17 protein-coding genes and 3 tRNA genes are annotated in these 17,352 nt (G+C 54.3%); 13 read left to right on the plus strand and 7 right to left on the minus strand.

The genetic code is table 11. From position 1 onward, the window contains the following. Nucleotides 1-4: 4 nt before the first annotated feature. From N2M06_RS07920 to N2M06_RS07940, 5 genes are all read left to right on the plus strand, one after another. The gene (locus N2M06_RS07920; RefSeq protein ID WP_346350467.1) at nt 5-1,393 is read left to right on the plus strand and encodes an MATE family efflux transporter; all 1,389 of its coding nucleotides are present in this window, start codon (nt 5-7) and stop codon (nt 1,391-1,393) included. After that, nucleotides 1,338-2,360: a DUF3080 domain-containing protein gene (locus N2M06_RS07925; protein ID WP_346350468.1), complete on the plus strand. Its 1,023-nt coding sequence runs from the start codon at nt 1,338-1,340 to the stop codon at nt 2,358-2,360. Before N2M06_RS07920 ends, N2M06_RS07925 begins: the two co-directional genes overlap by 56 nt. A 91-nt stretch (nt 2,361-2,451) precedes the next feature. Then, nucleotides 2,452-2,528 (plus strand) — tRNA-Val (locus tag N2M06_RS07930). 19 nt (nt 2,529-2,547) lie between these two features. After that, nucleotides 2,548-2,624 (plus strand) — tRNA-Val (locus N2M06_RS07935). 13 nt (nt 2,625-2,637) lie between these two features. Then, nucleotides 2,638-2,714 (plus strand) — tRNA-Val (locus N2M06_RS07940). 54 nt (nt 2,715-2,768) lie between these two features. On the opposite strand, the gene N2M06_RS07945 is transcribed toward N2M06_RS07940, so the two are convergent. Next, a complete protein-coding gene (locus N2M06_RS07945; protein WP_346350469.1) occupies nt 2,769-3,980 on the minus strand; it encodes a PcfJ domain-containing protein in 1,212 nt (403 codons plus the stop codon). A 185-nt stretch (nt 3,981-4,165) separates the two neighbouring features. On the opposite strand from N2M06_RS07945, the gene N2M06_RS07950 reads away from it, so the two are divergent. Further along, entirely contained in the window at nt 4,166-5,488 is a 1,323-nt protein-coding gene (locus N2M06_RS07950) for an aspartate aminotransferase family protein (protein WP_317074364.1), read from the plus strand. 34 nt (nt 5,489-5,522) lie between these two features. Here the strand turns inward: N2M06_RS07950 and N2M06_RS07955 are convergent, their stop codons facing one another. Then, the gene (locus tag N2M06_RS07955; RefSeq protein WP_346350470.1) at nt 5,523-6,113 is read right to left on the minus strand and encodes an FMN-dependent NADH-azoreductase; all 591 of its coding nucleotides are present in this window, start codon (nt 6,111-6,113) and stop codon (nt 5,523-5,525) included. Between the two features lie 618 nt (nt 6,114-6,731). Here N2M06_RS07955 and N2M06_RS07960 point away from each other — a divergent pair. The 3 genes from N2M06_RS07960 to N2M06_RS07970 are packed head-to-tail and all read left to right on the plus strand — an operon-like array spanning nt 6,732 to nt 11,473. Next, nucleotides 6,732-8,654 (plus strand): PrkA family serine protein kinase, encoded by a 1,923-nt coding sequence (locus N2M06_RS07960; RefSeq protein ID WP_346350471.1) that lies wholly within the window; start codon nt 6,732-6,734, stop codon nt 8,652-8,654. Nucleotides 8,655-8,675: 21 nt separating this feature from the next. Then, on the plus strand, nt 8,676-9,944 hold the full coding sequence (locus N2M06_RS07965) for a YeaH/YhbH family protein (RefSeq protein WP_346350472.1): 1,269 nt from the start codon (nt 8,676-8,678) through the stop codon (nt 9,942-9,944). An 8-nt stretch (nt 9,945-9,952) separates the two neighbouring features. Then, nucleotides 9,953-11,473 (plus strand): SpoVR family protein, encoded by a 1,521-nt coding sequence (locus N2M06_RS07970; RefSeq protein WP_019933667.1) that lies wholly within the window; start codon nt 9,953-9,955, stop codon nt 11,471-11,473. A 31-nt stretch (nt 11,474-11,504) separates the two neighbouring features. Here the strand turns inward: N2M06_RS07970 and fadR are convergent, their stop codons facing one another. Continuing rightward, a complete protein-coding gene (fadR, locus tag N2M06_RS07975) occupies nt 11,505-12,200 on the minus strand; it encodes a fatty acid metabolism transcriptional regulator FadR (protein WP_346350473.1) in 696 nt (231 codons plus the stop codon). 29 nt (nt 12,201-12,229) lie between these two features. On the opposite strand from fadR, the gene dsbB reads away from it, so the two are divergent. After that, nucleotides 12,230-12,790, plus strand: coding sequence for a disulfide bond formation protein DsbB (gene dsbB, locus N2M06_RS07980; protein WP_317074369.1), 561 nt, complete (start codon nt 12,230-12,232; stop codon nt 12,788-12,790). Nucleotides 12,791-12,835: 45 nt separating this feature from the next. On the opposite strand, the gene N2M06_RS07985 is transcribed toward dsbB, so the two are convergent. From N2M06_RS07985 to N2M06_RS07995, 3 genes are read right to left on the minus strand one after another with little or no spacing between them, the layout of a single operon-like run. Then, nucleotides 12,836-13,270 carry a YcgN family cysteine cluster protein gene (locus tag N2M06_RS07985; protein WP_019933670.1) on the minus strand — a complete coding sequence of 145 codons (435 nt, stop codon included), beginning with the start codon at nt 13,268-13,270 and terminating at the stop codon, nt 12,836-12,838. Beyond that, nucleotides 13,271-13,933 (minus strand): fumarylacetoacetate hydrolase family protein, encoded by a 663-nt coding sequence (locus N2M06_RS07990; protein ID WP_346350474.1) that lies wholly within the window; start codon nt 13,931-13,933, stop codon nt 13,271-13,273. A 9-nt stretch (nt 13,934-13,942) separates the two neighbouring features. After that, nucleotides 13,943-14,230: a YcgL domain-containing protein gene (locus N2M06_RS07995; RefSeq protein ID WP_019933672.1), complete on the minus strand. Its 288-nt coding sequence runs from the start codon at nt 14,228-14,230 to the stop codon at nt 13,943-13,945. A gap of 105 nt (nt 14,231-14,335) precedes the next feature. On the opposite strand from N2M06_RS07995, the gene minC reads away from it, so the two are divergent. Genes minC through minE form a run of 3 tightly spaced genes read left to right on the plus strand, consistent with a single transcriptional unit; the run spans nt 14,336 to nt 16,139 of the window. After that, nucleotides 14,336-15,016: a septum site-determining protein MinC gene (gene minC, locus N2M06_RS08000; protein ID WP_019933673.1), complete on the plus strand. Its 681-nt coding sequence runs from the start codon at nt 14,336-14,338 to the stop codon at nt 15,014-15,016. A 28-nt stretch (nt 15,017-15,044) separates the two neighbouring features. Further along, nucleotides 15,045-15,857: a septum site-determining protein MinD gene (minD, locus tag N2M06_RS08005; protein WP_026344650.1), complete on the plus strand. Its 813-nt coding sequence runs from the start codon at nt 15,045-15,047 to the stop codon at nt 15,855-15,857. A 3-nt stretch (nt 15,858-15,860) separates the two neighbouring features. Continuing rightward, a complete protein-coding gene (gene minE, locus N2M06_RS08010) occupies nt 15,861-16,139 on the plus strand; it encodes a cell division topological specificity factor MinE (protein WP_019933675.1) in 279 nt (92 codons plus the stop codon). Between the two features lie 95 nt (nt 16,140-16,234). Here the strand turns inward: minE and rnd are convergent, their stop codons facing one another. Continuing rightward, the gene (gene rnd / locus N2M06_RS08015) at nt 16,235-17,329 is read right to left on the minus strand and encodes a ribonuclease D (protein WP_019933676.1); all 1,095 of its coding nucleotides are present in this window, start codon (nt 17,327-17,329) and stop codon (nt 16,235-16,237) included. Nucleotides 17,330-17,352 lie beyond the last annotated feature (23 nt).

The following is a 17,352-nucleotide window of genomic DNA, read 5'->3' on the forward strand; positions in this document are numbered from 1 at the left end:
AACCATGTCATTCTCTGCATATTTCACAGAAACGCGCCATTTGCTGCGTTTGTGTGGTCCCATTCTGGTGGCTCAGGTAGCACAAACCACCATGAGCTTTGTTGACACCGTCATGGCCGGCCAGATCAGTGCCACCGATATGGCCGCCGTGGCCGTGGCCACCAGCTTCTGGCTGCCCATTATTTTGCTGGTACAGGGAGTCGTGATGGCACTCACTCCCATTATTTCTCAGCTTAACGGAGCCCGCCGGCACCATGAAGTGGCCGGCGCTGTGCATCAGGGCTTCTGGCTTACCCTGATGGTGATCGTTCCTGCCTCGCTGGCACTGTATTTCTCCCCCATGATACTGCACTGGATGGATGTGGAGCCATTGCTGGCAGAAAAAACCACCGGCTATCTGCACGGTATTCTCTGGGGCATGCCCGCCTACGCACTTTATCAGGTGCTGCGTAATTTCAGTGAAGGCCTGTCACATACACGCCCTACCATGGTCATTGGTTTTATCGGACTGGCTATTAACGTCCCCGCCAACTACATATTGATCCACGGCAAACTGGGCTTTCCCCAGCTCGGAGGTGTGGGTTGTGGCTATGCCTCTGCACTGGTGTTCTGGGCCATGCTGGTGGCCATGATTGTTTACACCAAACGCTCTGCCTTACTCAACCATTTTGCAGTGTTTGCCAATATCACGGCTCCCGACATGGCTCGCATCGGACGAATTTTCCGGCTGGGTTTTCCTATTGCCATGGCCATTTTCTGTGAAGTCACCCTGTTTACCGTGGTCGCGCTGTTGCTGGCTCCGCTGGGAGCCGATGTAGTGGCCGGTCATCAGGTCGCCATCAACTTCTCCAGCATTATTTTTATGCTGCCACTCAGCCTTGGCATGGCACTGACCATACGGGTGGGTCACAGCCTGGGAGAAAATCAGGCTGACCAGGCCAGAATTGCCAGCTTGACCGGTATTGGATTTGGTGCACTGGCGGCCGTGTTTACCGGTCTGGCCACCGCCCTCGCCCGTTATCAGATCAGCGGCATTTATACTGATAACAGCTTTGTGCTGGAGCTGGCCGCCAGCCTGTTGCTGCTGGCATCACTTTATCAAATTTCCGACTCGGTGCAGGTGATTACCGCAGCGGCATTGCGCGGTTATAAAGACACAAAAGTCATTTTTTATATTACGCTGTTCTCATACTGGTGCTGCGGTCTGCCCGTGGGCATGGTGCTGGGGCTGACCGACTGGATAGTTCCTGCCATGGGTCCGCACGGCTTCTGGATTGGTTTTCTGGTAGGCTTGACCATAGCGGCGTTCTTACTGATATGGCGGTTACGCAGAATTTATGAACAGGTTCATCATCGCGACAGTGCTGGTTTGCCTTTGGTTGACGGGCTGTAACGACCGGCAAACACTTAAACTCTCTTTTGATACCTACCTGGCTCGGGTGGCTAATGTGCTGGATACAGCTCCTCCCGAGCTCAGGGCTCCGGCCCCGTTGCCGTCCTTGCCGGGGCAGCGTGAACTGCAGGTACAGCAGCCCCGCATCAGTGCAGGCCTGCTCGATACCCTTAAACTGGGTGAGTGCCGCCTGCTGGGCCTGGTCAGCGAGCATAACGGTCCGGTAGGTAAAAGCCAGCAGGCCGGCCCTGTATTTATGTATCATCTGCAGTTTCAACAGGGCCTGAATACCTGCCTTGCACAAAGCAACAACGACAGTCTCACTCACTGGCTCAGTGAACTTAAAGCCCAAAAAGCTCCCCTGCTGCCCGGGTTTTACTGGAACATGATGATAGCCGAGCCTGATATTCGTGCCGCACTGACACCCAGAGCCCGCCCGGTGCCTGCGGATCACAGTGGTTTTCAGGCCACTTACAATGCCTTCTCCCTGTTTGCCGGCCTTAACCCTCTGCAGTCACGGGCCACTGTGGTAAGCAGTGAAGAATTCACCGAACAGCTCAGCGGTCTTTATAACAACGACTATCTGGGGGAGCTGTATTACTCACTGCACAGTGCCCGGCACTATCTCAGCGAAAGCCTGGTTTTTCTGGGCCGGCTTGAGCAATTTAATTGCGGCCCCGCCGGGCAGGACGATGCCAAACGTCTGCGTAACGCCATGGAGCACTATTACATCAAGGATATTCAGGCCCAGCTGACCGAGCTGGATCGTCATTTTGTGCGGCTGGCTCCCTTGCTTGAACAAAGCCTGCAACCACCGCCCGAACGGGCTGACGCCATGGCTGAATATCGTGCCTGGTATGCCAGCGGCCTGAACAGCCGCCTGTACACTGAATATCGTCAGCTCACTCTGGAGCATGCCAAAGCCTGGCAAACCTTTCTGCGTCGCTGTGATTTATCACCGGGCTGAGCATTTGTTCTCCATCCGGTTGTTATGGAACAAAAAATGCTTGCCCCCTCTGTCCCCCTTGGCTAGTATACGCAGCGCCTGAAGGCAGTCTGCGTTCTTAGCTCAGTTGGTTAGAGCACCACCTTGACATGGTGGGGGTCGGTGGTTCGAATCCACTAGAACGCACCAGATAACTGAAACAAATTTAGCGTCCTTAGCTCAGTTGGTTAGAGCACTACCTTGACATGGTAGGGGTCGGTGGTTCGAATCCACTAGGACGCACCAGTTTTATATAAACGCGTTCTTAGCTCAGTTGGTTAGAGCACCACCTTGACATGGTGGGGGTCGGTGGTTCGAATCCACTAGAACGCACCAGATAAAAAAGCCTGCTTACGAGCAGGCTTTTTTTATTGGCGGTGTCAGTTCTTATTAACCCGTTTGTATGTTGGCATAATTTCTCTGCTTATCATTCTCCCGGCGCAACCAGTCATGAATGGCCTGGTGAGTCTCATTACTGGCCCTGTGGTTGCGCTGCAACTGTACCTGCATCACTGTGAGCTGGCCCTGCGAATATCCCAGCTCAAAGGTAGCCCGCTGTGGCTGCATAATCCGGTAAATATAACACTCCCCCGCCATTATACGATTGACATAGCTGGCTACACAGTGGCGCATCAATCTGCCTTCTGCCTGCAGATCTTCGAGGGTTTCAATCGGGATTATATGCTCATTACCCGGTAATGGTGGCGCAGGAAAATACATGCTGCCGTGGGCTGCCAGACAATGTTGCCGGTTCAGCCTGTCGGTCCAGCGATCATGCAGCCGGTTGAGCGCATCCATATCAGCGCAGCGGTTCAGTGCCCGGCCGGCATCGGGAATATTCAATGCCTCCGCCAGCCTCAGCACATCCTGCCAGATCCGCGATATACTCTTCAGTCTGGCCGTCAGTGCATCGCAGCTGGAAAATCTGCTCACCTCGTTTAACAGCATAAACCGGCTCTGCAGCAGCTCAGGAAAACGTACAGCAAACAACACATGATAAATGGTCAGCGCTGGTTGCTGCGCCAGCACCCGCAACATCATGGGCGTCTGCTCCCGGCACAGCTGCAGCAACAAGCGGCACTCTTTCAGGTCGCCGCGTACCAGCTGCACCCGCCCCAGCAATTTAAGCAGCGCCTTGCTGCCCTCACCGCCCAGCGCCTGCACTACGTTTCTTCTTGGCGCACTCAGCAGCGCGCTGACCTGGATGGCAGGCCAGCCTTCCAGTTCACTATGAGCCACCAGTAACCACAGCAGATGGGGAGAATGAGCAAATAGCTCGCCGGCGGCGGGCTCTCGCGCCAGCCACTGCAATAAACGGGTTTGCTGATAAAAATAAGGCTGTACCGCCCGGCGAACGAACACCGGAATTTGTCCGGCAAACCTGCCGGGCACACTCTGTTCGCCGGCCAGCCGGGCAATATCCAGCAGCGCCATGCCATAGTCGGTATGCGCATCCGTCACCCAACGCCCCTGCTCACGGCGCTCACATACCAGTCCGCTGCGCCAGCAGGAATAACGAAAGTGGATAGCAAAAGGCTGCTCCAGCCGTATCTCAAAATGCCCGCTGGCAGTCATTTCCATATGCTGAGGATCAAGCCACATATTGCGTCCTTAAAAGAAAACGATTTGCCATGCTGCCAGCCTGAAGCGACACCAAAGGTCGCCCGGGTTGACTCGGACCAAACTGAACGTTGAAACCTTGTCATTTTATCTTCATTACATTTTATTCACACTGGCAGTTACTTAGCGATAAGCGTCATATAACAAGAGTCTGAGAGAGTGCTGCAATGAATCAACAATCACTGAATGCTCACTGGATGCCCTTCACCCCCAACAAGGGTTTTAAAGCCAGCCCGCGTATGCTGACCGGTGCCAAGGGCATGTACTGGACCACGGACGATAACCGTCAGGTACTCGACATGACCGCCGGTCTGTGGTGCTGCAACGCCGGCCACGGCAACCCGCATATTGCCGAAGCCATTGCCCGTCAGGCCCGTGAGCTGGACTATGCTCCTTGCTTTGGCTTCGGGCACCCGCTGGCCTTTGAGCTGTCCGAGCGCCTGGCCGACCTGGCCCCGGGCAACCTGAACAAGGTGTTCTACACCAACTCAGGTTCGGAGTCAGTAGAAACTGCTCTCAAGATGGCGCTGGCCTATCATCACGCCAGAGGCGACCGCGGACGTCAGCTGTTTATCGGCCGTGAGCGCGGCTATCACGGTGTGAACTTTGGTGGCATTTCAGTGGGTGGCATTACCGGTAACTACAAGGCCTTTGGCCAGTGGCTGCCCACGGATCATCTGTCCCATACTCAGGACTTGTCCCGCAACGCCTTTTCCCGCGGCCTGCCGCTCCATGGCGGGGTGGAAATGGCCAACGAGCTGGAAAAACTGATCCACCTGCACGATGCCAGCCGCATTGCCGCCGTGATCATAGAGCCGATCACCGGTGCCGGTGGCGTATTGCCGCCGCCGGTGGGCTACCTTAAGCGTATTCGTGAGATCTGTGACCAGCACGGCATCGTACTGATTTTTGATGAAGTGATTTGCGGCTTTGGCCGTACCGGCAATGCCTTTGCCAGCCAGACCTTTGACGTGCTGCCCGATATCATGACCACCGCCAAGGGCCTGACCAACGGTGCCGCTCCCATGGGTGCCGTGCTGTGTGGTGACCATATTCATGATGCGGTGATGGAAGGCAGTGCCGCAGGCGTTGAGTTCTACCATGGCTATACCTATTCTGCTCATCCGCTGGCCTGTGCTGCCGCCATGGCCACCATGGATGTCTATGAGCAGGAAGGACTGTATCAGCGTGGTGCGGCCAATGGTGATATCAGCCAGTACTTCGAGCAGGGCCTGCACAGCCTCAAGGGGCTGCCGGGTGTGATTGATATTCGTAACTACTCACTGATTGCCGCCGTCGAATTTGAAGCGCCGGCAGGCAAGACCGGCAGCACAGGCCCGGGCGTTCAGACCAATGCCTGGCAACAGGGGCTGATGCTGCGTTCGCTGGGTGATGCCATCGCCATGTCTCCGCCGTTGATCATGGAAAAAGAGCACGTGGATCAGACCATTGGTATTCTTGAGCGCTGCATTCGCCAGCAGTTCGACTGATAAAAAAGAGGCTGCTTCGGCAGCCTCTTTTATATTATCCCTTGGCAAGCCGGGTCAGCTGCTTTTTGGCGTCATCAAGCTGTTGCTCGCGCAGCTCTTCAGCCATGCCCATGGCCTCAGCATACACAAACTCCACCTCTGTAATACCCAGAAAACCAAGAATGGTACGCATGTAGGGGGTGATCATGTCGTGAGCTGTGTCTTTATGCAGGCCACCACGAGTGGTAATGACAATCGCCGTCTTGTTCTCAAGCAGGCCCTGGGCACCTTTGTCAGTATAACGGAATGTCACACCGGCCCGGCACACCAGATCAATCCAAGCTTTAAGCTGAACCGGTACATGAAAGTTATACATGGGAGCGGCAATCACAATACGTTCCGCCTCTTTCAGCTCATTCACCAGTTCGTCAGACAGCGCCAGCAGCGCTTGCTGCTGCTCATTCAGATGCTCACCACCGCGCAGTGCCATGGCTCCGTCACCGTCCAGCATGGGTAATGGTGCATCGGCCAGATCCCGTATTTTGATACCGGGCTCATCAAGCCGGGCAGCAAAATAGTCGGTCAACATGCCTGACGCAGAATAATCACCCAAAATACTGGATTTCAAAATAAGGGTCTTGCTCATCACAACGCTCCTGGATGCAAAGTGGGTATAAATAAAATCGAAAATACTGAATAAACAGCGGAAAACCGAGTCATTGCAGACAAGATTAAGCAAACAAAAGGCGAAGTGAAACGAGAATTTGGTGTTCAAGATGTTCAAAATAATCGAACATCCAGACCTCATGACTTACGTTAACGTCAAGGTAATACCGAGCAACAGATAAAAGAAAACCCTCGGCAAGCGAGGGTCAAACAAACGGAAACGTGCTTAAACAGAGCTACGCATCTCACCTAACAAGTTGCTTTCATTGCTTGGCAGCAAATGGTCAGACCGTGATGCTCGTTCAATGTAACCGGAGCAAAATGTGAAGTCAACGTAAAAACCACAAAAAACACACTACAAGCCGATCTCAAAAACAACGTTACGTTAACGTCATGGTTAACCTGCCAGTCAGATAATCTCTTCACTTGCCGCCCTCGCGGCCGACCGTCATAAAATTAAACAATTGTTAGTTTTTTCCGTGTCTTACACGAGCGCAATAACAAAACCATGACTAACCTTATCTACAGAGAAATGAAATTCGTGTGCGCAAGGCTCTGTCATCTTAAGTGAGCCGAAAGTAAATCAGGGGGAATGACCATGGGTATTTTCGAGCACTATCAATCGCGCTATGAAAAGGCCAAGGAAGAGGAATACAGCCTGCAGGAATTTCTCGACCTGTGCCGTGAAGATAAAAGCTGTTATGCCTCCGCATCCGAGCGGTTGCTGATGGCCATTGGCGAGCCGGAAATGATCGACACCGCTCAGGTGCCACGATACAGCCGGCTGTTTTCCAACCGGGTAATTGCCCGTTATCCTGCTTTCGCCGACTTTTACGGCATGGAAGAAAGCATCGAGCAAATCGTTTCCTACCTCAAGCACGCTGCTCAGGGGCTGGAAGAAAAGAAACAAATTCTTTATCTGCTGGGCCCTGTGGGGGGCGGTAAGTCGTCCCTGGCTGAGTGCCTCAAAGCACTGATGCAAAAAGTGCCCATCTACCGCATCAAGGGCTCACCGGTCAATGACCATCCCTTCTGTCTGTTCGATATGGCAGAAGACGGCCCGATTCTGGAGCAGGAGTATGGCATTCCGCGGCGCTATCTGCGCTCCATTATGTCGCCCTGGGCAGTCAAGCGTCTGCATGAGTTCGGCGGCGATATCACCAAATTCAGGGTAGAAAAGGTGTACCCCTCGGTTCTCGACCAGATTGCCGTGGCCAAAACCGAACCCGGTGACGACAACAACCAGGATATTTCCTCACTGGTGGGCAAAGTAGACATTCGCAAGCTGGAGCACTATGCCCAGGACGACGCCGATGCCTATTCCTACTCAGGGGCGCTGTGTAAGGCCAACCAGGGTATGATGGAATTCGTGGAAATGTTCAAGGCCCCCATCAAGGTGCTGCACCCGCTGCTCACCGCGACTCAGGAGGGCAACTATAACGGTACTGAAGGACTCTCTGCCCTGCCCTTTGACGGCATCATTCTGGCTCACTCCAACGAATCGGAATGGCAGCACTTTAAACACAACAAGAACAATGAGGCTTTTCTCGACCGGGTTTATATCGTCAAGGTGCCTTACTGCCTGCGAGTGACCGAAGAGGTGGAGATTTATCAGAAACTGCTCACCAACAGTGAGCTGTCCAGCGCCAAGTGTGCCCCGGGCACGCTCGAAACCCTGGCGCAGTTTACCGTGCTGTCGCGGCTGAAGGAGCCAGAAAACTCCAGCATCTATTCCAAGATGCGGGTATACGACGGTGAAACCCTCAAAGACACGGATCCCAAGGCCAAGTCCTATCAGGAATACCGTGACTATGCCGGCGTAGACGAAGGCATGAATGGTCTGTCTACCCGCTTTGCGTTCAAGATACTGTCACGGGTATTCAACTTTGACCACGCCGAAGTGGCCGCCAACCCGGTGCATCTGTTCTATGTGCTCGAGCAGCAGATTGAACGGGAGCAGTTCCCACAAGATGTGCACGACCGCTACCTGGAGTTTATCAAGGGCTATCTGATCCCCAAATATGTCGAGTTTATCGGCAAGGAGATTCAGACCGCCTACCTCGAGTCCTACTCCGAGTATGGTCAGAATATCTTTGACCGTTATGTCACTTACGCCGACTTCTGGATTCAGGATCAGGAATACCGGGATCCGGATACCGGTCAGCTGTTTGACCGGGCCGCCCTTAACGCCGAACTGGAGAAAATTGAAAAACCGGCCGGCATCAGCAACCCGAAAGACTTCCGCAACGAAATTGTTAACTTCGTGCTGCGGGCCCGGGCCAACAATGCCGGTAAAAATCCCAACTGGACCAGCTACGAGAAGCTCAGAACCGTTATCGAGAAGAAAATGTTCTCCAATACCGAAGAGCTGTTGCCGGTTATTTCCTTCAATGCGAAAACCAGTGCCGACGAGCAGAAAAAGCACGACGACTTTGTGGATCGCATGATGGAAAAAGGCTACACCCGCAAGCAGGTGCGGTTGCTGTCCGAGTGGTACCTGCGGGTACGCAAATCAAGCTGATAGTGATCAGTTGGGGGAACCATGGCGCATTTTATCGACAGACGACTGAATGGCCGCAACAAAAGCGCTGTGAACCGGCAGCGCTTTATCCGCCGCTACAAACAACAACTTAAAAAGGCGGTTTCCGATGCGGTGCTCAAACGCAGCATTCAGGACATCGATCAGGGTGAGAGTGTCTCCATTCCAACCCGGGACATTTCCGAGCCCTTTTTTCATCACGGCAAGGGGGGGCACAGAGATCAGGTGCACCCCGGTAACGATCAGTTTATTAAAGGAGACAAGGTAGACCGCCCTTCCGGGGGCGGTGGTGGTGGCAGCGGTCAGGGCGAGGCCAGTAATCGGGGGGAAGGTGAAGACGATTTCGTATTCCAGATTTCCAAGGATGAATATCTCGACTTGCTGTTCGACGGCCTGGAGCTGCCCAACCTGGAAAAAAACAAGCTCAACAAAATCAGCGAAATGAAAACCTTTCGTGCCGGCTACACCGCCGACGGTGTGCCCGCCAATATCAACGTGGTGCGCTCGTTGCGTCAGTCACTGGCCCGGCGTATTGCCCTGCAGGCGGGCAAGAAGCGCTCGGTGGCAGAGCTGGAGCAGGAGCTGGCCGATCTTGGCAAGCGCCCGGCAGAAAACTATGCCCGGATCCAGGAGCTGGAAGATGAAATTTCCGAGCTGAAGCGGCGTATTGCCGCCGTGCCCTTTATCGATACCTTTGACCTGCGTTACAACAACTTTGTAAAACGGCCGGTGCCCTCTACCCAGGCGGTGATGTTCTGCCTGATGGACGTCTCCGGCTCCATGGATCAGGCCACCAAAGACATGGCCAAGCGGTTTTACCTGCTGCTGTACCTGTTTCTTACCCGCAGCTACAAAAATGTGGACGTGGTGTTTATTCGTCACCACACCCAGGCCAAGGAAGTGGACGAGCAGGAATTTTTCTACTCTCAGGAAACCGGCGGCACCATTGTGTCCAGTGCCTTGCAGCTGATGAAAGAGGTCATGAATGAGCGCTATCCGGCGGATCAGTGGAATATCTATGCCGCGCAGGCGTCCGACGGGGACAACTGGGCAGACGACTCTCCCCTGTGCCGGCAACTACTGCAAAAGGACATCATGCCCCTGGTGCGTTACTACACCTATATCGAGATCACCAACCGGGCCCACCAGAGCCTGTGGCACGAATATGAAACCATTGCCCGGGAGTATTCTTCCTTTGCCATGGAGCATATTCGTGCAGCAGACGATATCTACCCCGTATTCCGGGAGCTGTTCAGAAAACAGGTTGCGTGAGGTAACTTATGGCCCAAGCACTGAAAAAAGGCCGGCCGCTCAGCGACGGCCCAGACTGGACCTTCGAGCTGCTCGAAGCCTATCACAAGGAAATTATCCGTATTGCCGAGCACTACGGCCTGACTACCTATCCTAATCAGATAGAAATTATTACCGGTGAGCAGATGATGGATGCCTACTCCAGTATCGGCATGCCCATTGGTTACCATCACTGGTCTTATGGCAAAAAGTTTATTCAGACCGAGCAGAACTACAAGCGCGGTCAAATGGGGCTGGCTTATGAAATCGTGATCAATTCCAACCCCTGCATTGCCTATCTGATGGAAGAAAACACCATGCCCATGCAGGCGCTGGTCATGGCCCACGCCTGTTATGGCCATAACTCTTTCTTCAAGAATAACTATCTGTTTAAAACCTGGACCGATGCCGAGTCCATTATTGACTATCTGCTGTTTGCCAAACACTACATTAATGAATGTGAAGAAAAATACGGTGTCACCGAAGTAGAAGCCCTGCTCGACAGCTGCCATGCCCTGATGAACTATGGCGTAGACCGCTACAAGCGGCCACAAAAGCTGTCACTGGCGGAAGAACGCCGCCGGCAGAAAGCACGGGAGGCTTACCTGCAGACTCAGGTCAACGAGCTGTGGCGCACCCTGCCCCGCATGCAGGACGAAAAGCAGCAGCAGAAGATCCGCTACCCCAGGGAGCCGGAAGAAAACCTGTTGTATTTTATTGAAAAACACGCCCCCCTGCTGGAGCCCTGGCAGCGGGAAGTAGTACGCATAGTACGCAAGATCAGTCAGTATTTTTATCCGCAGAAGCAAACCCAGGTCATGAACGAAGGCTGGGCGACCTTCTGGCACTACACCATTTGTCAGCATATGTATGACGAAGGTCTGGTAACGGATCGCTTTATGATGGAAATACTGCACAGCCACACCAATGTGGTGTTTCAGCCTTCTTATAACAGCAAATACTATTCCGGCATCAACCCCTATGCCCTGGGCTTTGCCATGTTTCAGGACATTCGTCGCATCTGCGAACACCCCACCGAAGAAGACAAACACTGGTTTCCGGATATAGCGGGTTCAGACTGGATAAAAACGCTGCACTTTGCCATGGAAAATTTCAAGGACGAGAGCTTTATCAGTCAGTTCCTGTCACCCAAGGTAATGCGCGATATGCATTTGTTTGCAGTGGCTGACGACGATACCCGCAATTATCTCGAAATTTCTGCCATTCATGATGAAGCCGGTTACCGGCAATTACGTCAGACTTTATCGAACCAATATAACCTGTCCAACCTGGAGCCCAACATTCAGGTCTATAACGTCGAGATAAAAGGTGACCGTTCCTTAACCCTGCGACATGTGCCGCACAACCGGATCCCGCTGTCCGACTCCTGCCATGAAGTCATCAAACACGTGCACCGTCTGTGGGGCTTTGATGTCTTGCTGGAGCAGGAGGAAGCCGATGGCAGCGGCACCCTGTTAGGCCGCTGCCCGGCCAAAAATGCACAGGCCTGATCTCATGCCGGACGTGCTCCGGCATCTTTTCTTAATGGTCTGAGTCACGGATCTGCTGCCATAACAGTCCTGAGGCGCGGCCATATTCCCGAATTAGCTCAACCACCGCATCGGCCATGCCCTGCTCCGCATAGTCCGCCAGCGTGCGATAATACGCTGTGGCCAGCGCACGGGCTTGCGGCACCGCGAAATATTCCCGACCTACGCGGCAATAAAGCCCTTTAAAGCCGTTAAGGATCAGTCCGTAGATAGGGTTGCCCGACGCAAACGCCAGCTGACGATGCAACTCATAGTCAAAGGCAGCAAAAGACTCTGCATTATCAGTCACCCGGCTCAGGCCGGCGACAGCCTCGCATACCTGCTGTGGATGCTGACGAATGGCGCTGCGAATAAAAATACTGCTGATATGAGTGCGGGCCGACAGCAGATGCTCTATCAGCTCAGGCGTTTTATCGGCATCAAGCCTTGCCAGGGTTTCCAGAATATTCAGCCCCGATGTCTCCCACACATTATTGACCCGGGTAGGTTTTCCATGGCGAATGGTCAGCCAGCCATCCCGCGCCAGCCGGTGCAGCACTTCCCGCAATGTGGTCCGGGTCACGCCAATCAGCTCCGACAACTCACGCTCCGCCGGCAAAATGGAGCCCGGCGGAAACTGACTGTTCCAGATGGACTCTATGATATATTCTTCCGCAAATCCCGCAGGGCTTTGAGCCTTGATGATCATAAAACCCTCTGATAAGGCAAGGTTAGTGAATGGTAAAAAGTGCGCAAAATAATAACAGAGCGGACCAGCCGGTCACAAGCGGGCGGCTGCTTCGCTTTTCACGCAGCAGCACCGCCTGGGCGTTGCTCACCCTGGGCAGCCTGTCGCTGTTATTAACAGCGTTGTTTTTTCAGTATGTACAGGGCTACGCCCCTTGCGTGATGTGCGTCTATCAGCGGGCCGCTCTGGCCGGCGTGATCCTGGCCGGTGCGCTGGGCTGGCTTGCATCGGGCAACGGCGTTCCCGGAGCACTGGCACTGACCGGCTGGCTGGCCGCGTCGGTAGAAGGTTTTTTACTGGCAAAAGAGCATGTGGATTATCAGCTCAACCCGTCCCCCTTTCATCAGTGTTCCACGGTAGCAGAGTTTCCGGTTTGGTTTCAGCTGGATGCCTGGTGGCCGGCGGTATTTTATCCCAGCGGTGACTGCTCCTCCATCGACTGGCAATGGCTGGGACTGACCATGCCCCAGTGGCTGATGGGGATTTTTGCGGTGCTGGCCGGCTTGGCGGGATTGTTTATTCTGATAAGACTGGCGGCAGCAAGGGGTTAAGGACTCCGGGCCAGGCCCGGAGTGACGGTATGCTGTTCAATACGACTAACCGGCCCAGGTAATAATATGATCTTCCCAGTCTCCGGCCTTTGACTCGGGGACTACCTTGCCCCGCACAGACTGACCGGCTCTGTGCATGGCACTCTTGGAGCCGGTGCGCAGCGGATGCCAGGACGGCAGTGCCTTGCCCTCTGCCAGCACACGGTAAGCACAGGTAGACGGCAGCCAGTAAAATTCGCTCAGCTGCTCCCGGGTGATCTTCAGGCAATCGGGCACCCGGGCAAAGCGATTTACATAGTCACTGCAGGCACAGCTGTGCGTGTTGAGCAGCTCGCAGGCGACATTGGTATGCACCAGCTCCTCGGTTTCGTCATCAATCAATTTGTTGAGACAACATTTACCGCAACCGTCACACAAGGCTTCCCATTCCTCGTCGGTCATTTGCTCAAGGGTTTTAGTCTGCCAGAAATTCGCCTGCATTTATTTCGCTACCTTCGCCTCAACGGCAAACTGTTGATTCATGGTTAACCTGAGGGAATCTCCGGGGTTGAGCTCAGCCACTCCTTTGGGCGTGCCGGTCAGAACAATATCGCCGGGCATCAGAGTAAAACTGTGGCTGATATCGGCCAGCAGCTCCCCCATGGTCCACATCATCAAGGCGGTATCACCCGTCTGCCGCGGCTCGCCGTTCACCTCCAGAGAAAATACCAGCTGCTGCAGTGGCGGCAGCAAGTCGGGTGCCACAAAGGGCCCCATGGGGCAGCTGCCGTCAAAGGCCTTTGCCCGCTCCCAGGGCTGGCCTTTGGCCTTCAGATCATCCTGTACCGAACGCAGGGTAAGATCCAGCGCAAGGCCAACGCCCACTACCCCGTTCAGGGCAGTTTCAGCGTCGGCCTTGCACAGACGACGGCCAATCAGCAGAGCCACTTCCGCTTCGTGGTGCACCGGCCCCTGGTTTTTCGGCAAAACCAGCGGCTCGCTCATCGGAGTCAGGCTGGTGGCCGGCTTGATAAACAACAAAGGCGCATCGGGCACCGCGTTGTTCAGCTCCTCGGCATGCTCACGATAGCTGCGTCCCACGCACACTACCTTGCCGGTAGCATAAGGCAGAACGAAGCCTTCCTGATCAATGTGCTGGTACATAATGCGTCCTTATTCCCCGTTGCCTTCTGCGGCCTGCCGCGCCAGATGTTCTTTCAGCAGGTTTTCCGGCGGTGGCGGCAGCTGCAGAAAATAACCCTGTGTCTTCAGGGCAGCGCGAACTTTGTCGATATCTGAAATCCCGAGACGGGTTTTACTGGCAAGATTAAACATCATCGCCAGTTGCGGCGTGCCAAAGGTATCCATCAGGGGGGCGGGAACGCGCGAGAAATCGTCGCGGCGTTCAACAAACAAATAGGTTTCTGCCTTTTTGGGGCTTTTATACACTGCACACAACATGGAAATTGCTATAATCCGTCGGGTTTATTGCCAGTTAGGACGGCAAACTATACCATCTGCACGACCAATAACAAAAAGGATAACTTCCTTGGGGGACAGCCGCTTATGGCGGAGCGTGGCATTGAATTGAAAGGCAGCAGCTTTACCCTGTCGGTGTTGCATATCAACTCGCCCGACATTGCTCAGGTAAAACAGCAACTGCAGGAAAAGATAGCGCAGGCACCGGAGTTTTTCCGCGCCGCACCACTGGTTATCAATATTGAAAAGTTAACCGAAGTACCGGATTTTATCGCGCTTTCTGCCGCCGTGCGTGAGCTTGCTCTGGTGCCTGTGGGTGTCAGCGGCATTCTTACTGACGAAGGCCGGGCCGCGGCCAGAGCCGCCGGCCTTGCCGTGATGACCTCCGGCAAGGTGCCTGCTGCTGCCGAGCCGTCCCCTCCTGCTGCCCTGCTCAACCAGCCCGGCACCCGGGTACACAGGGGCCCGGTACGCTCAGGCCAGCAAATTTATGCCCAAAGTGGCTCACTGGTTATTCTGGGCGCTGTCAGTAACGGTGCTGAAGTCATTGCCGACGACAGCATTCATGTTTATGGCGCGCTGCGCGGGCGCGCCGTGGCCGGTGCCAAAGGTAACGATAATGCCCGCATTTACTGCCAGCAATTAATGCCCGAGCTGGTGTCTGTTGCCGGACACTATCAGCTCAGTGATGGCCTGCAGGGCGAGCATTGGGAACAGGCAGTCAGTATTTCGCTATCGGGTGAACAACTGAAACTCGACAGGCTGTGATTTTTTTCTACTTTTAGGAACACACTTTATGGCACGGATTATCGTCGTCACCTCTGGTAAAGGAGGCGTGGGTAAAACCACCTCCAGCGCAGCTATCAGTACCGGCCTGGCCAAACTGGGCCATAAAACGGTGGTCATCGATTTTGATATCGGTCTGCGTAACCTGGATCTTATTATGGGTTGTGAGCGCCGGGTTGTTTATGACTTTGTTAACGTCATTAACGGCGACGCCAACCTTAATCAGGCCCTTATTCGCGACAAGCGGGTTGAGCAGCTTTATATTCTGCCGGCGTCGCAAACCCGCGATAAAGATGCCCTCACCCGGGAAGGGGTCGAAAAGATCATTAATGATCTGAGCGACATGGGCTTTGAATATATTATCTGTGACTCGCCTGCCGGCATAGAAAGCGGTGCCCTGATGGCACTCTACTTTGCCGATGAGGCCATCGTCACCACCAACCCGGAAGTGTCCTCGGTTCGTGACTCTGACCGCATTCTGGGTATCCTGTCTTCCAAATCCCGCCGTGCCGAACAAGGTAAAGAGCCCATTAAGGAGCACCTGCTGCTGACCCGTTATTCTCCCGAGCGGGTAAACCGGGGCGATATGCTGAGCGTAGAAGACGTGCAGGAGATTCTGGCTATTCCGCTGCTGGGTGTGATCCCCGAGTCTCAGGCTGTGCTCAAGGCATCAAACGCCGGTGAGCCGGTGATCCTCGACAGCGAATCAGATGCCGGTCTTTGCTATGCCGACACAGTGGCCCGCCTGCTCGGTGAAGAGCGGGAGTTTCGATTCCTCGAAGAAGGAAAGAAAGGATTTTTCAGCCGACTTTTTGGGAGTTAATTCATGTCTCTACTGGACTATTTCCGTTCAAAAAAGACCCAGAGCAGCGCCAAACTGGCGAAAGAACGACTACAGATCATTGTGGCCCACGAGCGCAGCCAGCGTGATACCCCTGATTATCTGCCTCAAATGAAGCAAGACATTCTGGAAGTGATCCGCAAATACGTGAAAATTGAACTTGATCAGATTTCCGTTCAGCTCGATCAGAAGGGAGATAACCTGTCTGTGCTCGAGCTTAACATCATGTTCCCCGAGCATGATGACAGCAAGGCCGACTCGTAACGTGTACCGATATTCCGGGCTTGACCCGGAATCTGAAAAATAGGTTGGGACTCGTCCCAACCTATTCTGACGTAGGTTGAGACGAACGCCCGAGATTACAGCTTGCCTGACAGCAGCTCGCCGCGCCATCCCTGCAGCAGCACGGGGGGCGTACTGTCACTCTCTTGCAGCCGCCATTTCCAGCTCAGGTACTGATGAATAATCCGCTTTGATGCGATCAGCTCGGCAGGCACATCAGCAGCCTCCCCGGCCTGCTCAATCACAGTTCGAATACGTTTGAGCTCCGCCTTGTAGTCGGGAAAGTCCACCAGCCGTTTTACCGGCGCAGGCCAGGACTCCGGCATGCTCAGTGCCTGTTGCACCAGCGCCAGCAGCGTTTTGCCATGCCGTTTTATCTCCATGGGATCCAGCCCCAGACGGTTCAGATCCGTCAGACTTTGCGGTGCCCGCTCCGCCACGCGGAACAAGTGGGCTTCTCGTACCACAAAATTGACTGCCAGATCCCGCTTGCGCGCTTCATTCAGCCGCCAGGCACACAGTTGCTGTAAAATACCCAGGGCCTGCCGGTCCAGCGTCCAGGCGTTTTTTATATCCAGATAAGCCAGCTCAGGCGTCGTACTCTCCCCCCGGCGTTTTACTGCTGCTTCACATTCCTGTTCATACCAGCCGAGAAAGCCTTTCTCTGCCAGCTGCGCATGCAACTTTTCATACAGCGGATATAAATAAATCACATCATCGGCAGCATAGCTGAGCTGCTCCGCCGATAAAGGCCGGGCCAGCCAGTCAGTGCGGGCATGGGCCTTGTCCAGGCTCACGCCCAGCAACTGCTCCACCAGAGGCGCAAAACCAAGCTGAGCCCCCAGGCCCAGAAAAGCTGCGGCCAGCTGAGTGTCGTGCACCCGGGCCGGCAAGGCACCGCTCTGATGCTGGAACAGCTCCAGATCTTCTCCGCCTGCGTGCAGCAGGCACAAACGCTCCGGGTTATGCAGCAACCGCCACAGCGGCGAACAGTCAGTGACCGCCAGCGGATCAATCAGGGCAGTACGTTCCCCGTCGTTAAGCTGATAAAGCCCCGGGCGGGCATGATAAGTGCGGGTGCGTACAAATTCGGTATCAATGGCCAGCACAATGGCGCTGGTCTGGCAAAAATCGGCAAGCTGTTGGTTATCGTCAATATATAAATAAGTCATGCAGGCTCTGTAACAAATAAAAA

Source organism: Oceanimonas sp. AH20CE76 (genome assembly GCF_039654065.1).
Classification (GTDB): domain Bacteria; phylum Pseudomonadota; class Gammaproteobacteria; order Enterobacterales; family Aeromonadaceae; genus Oceanimonas; species Oceanimonas smirnovii.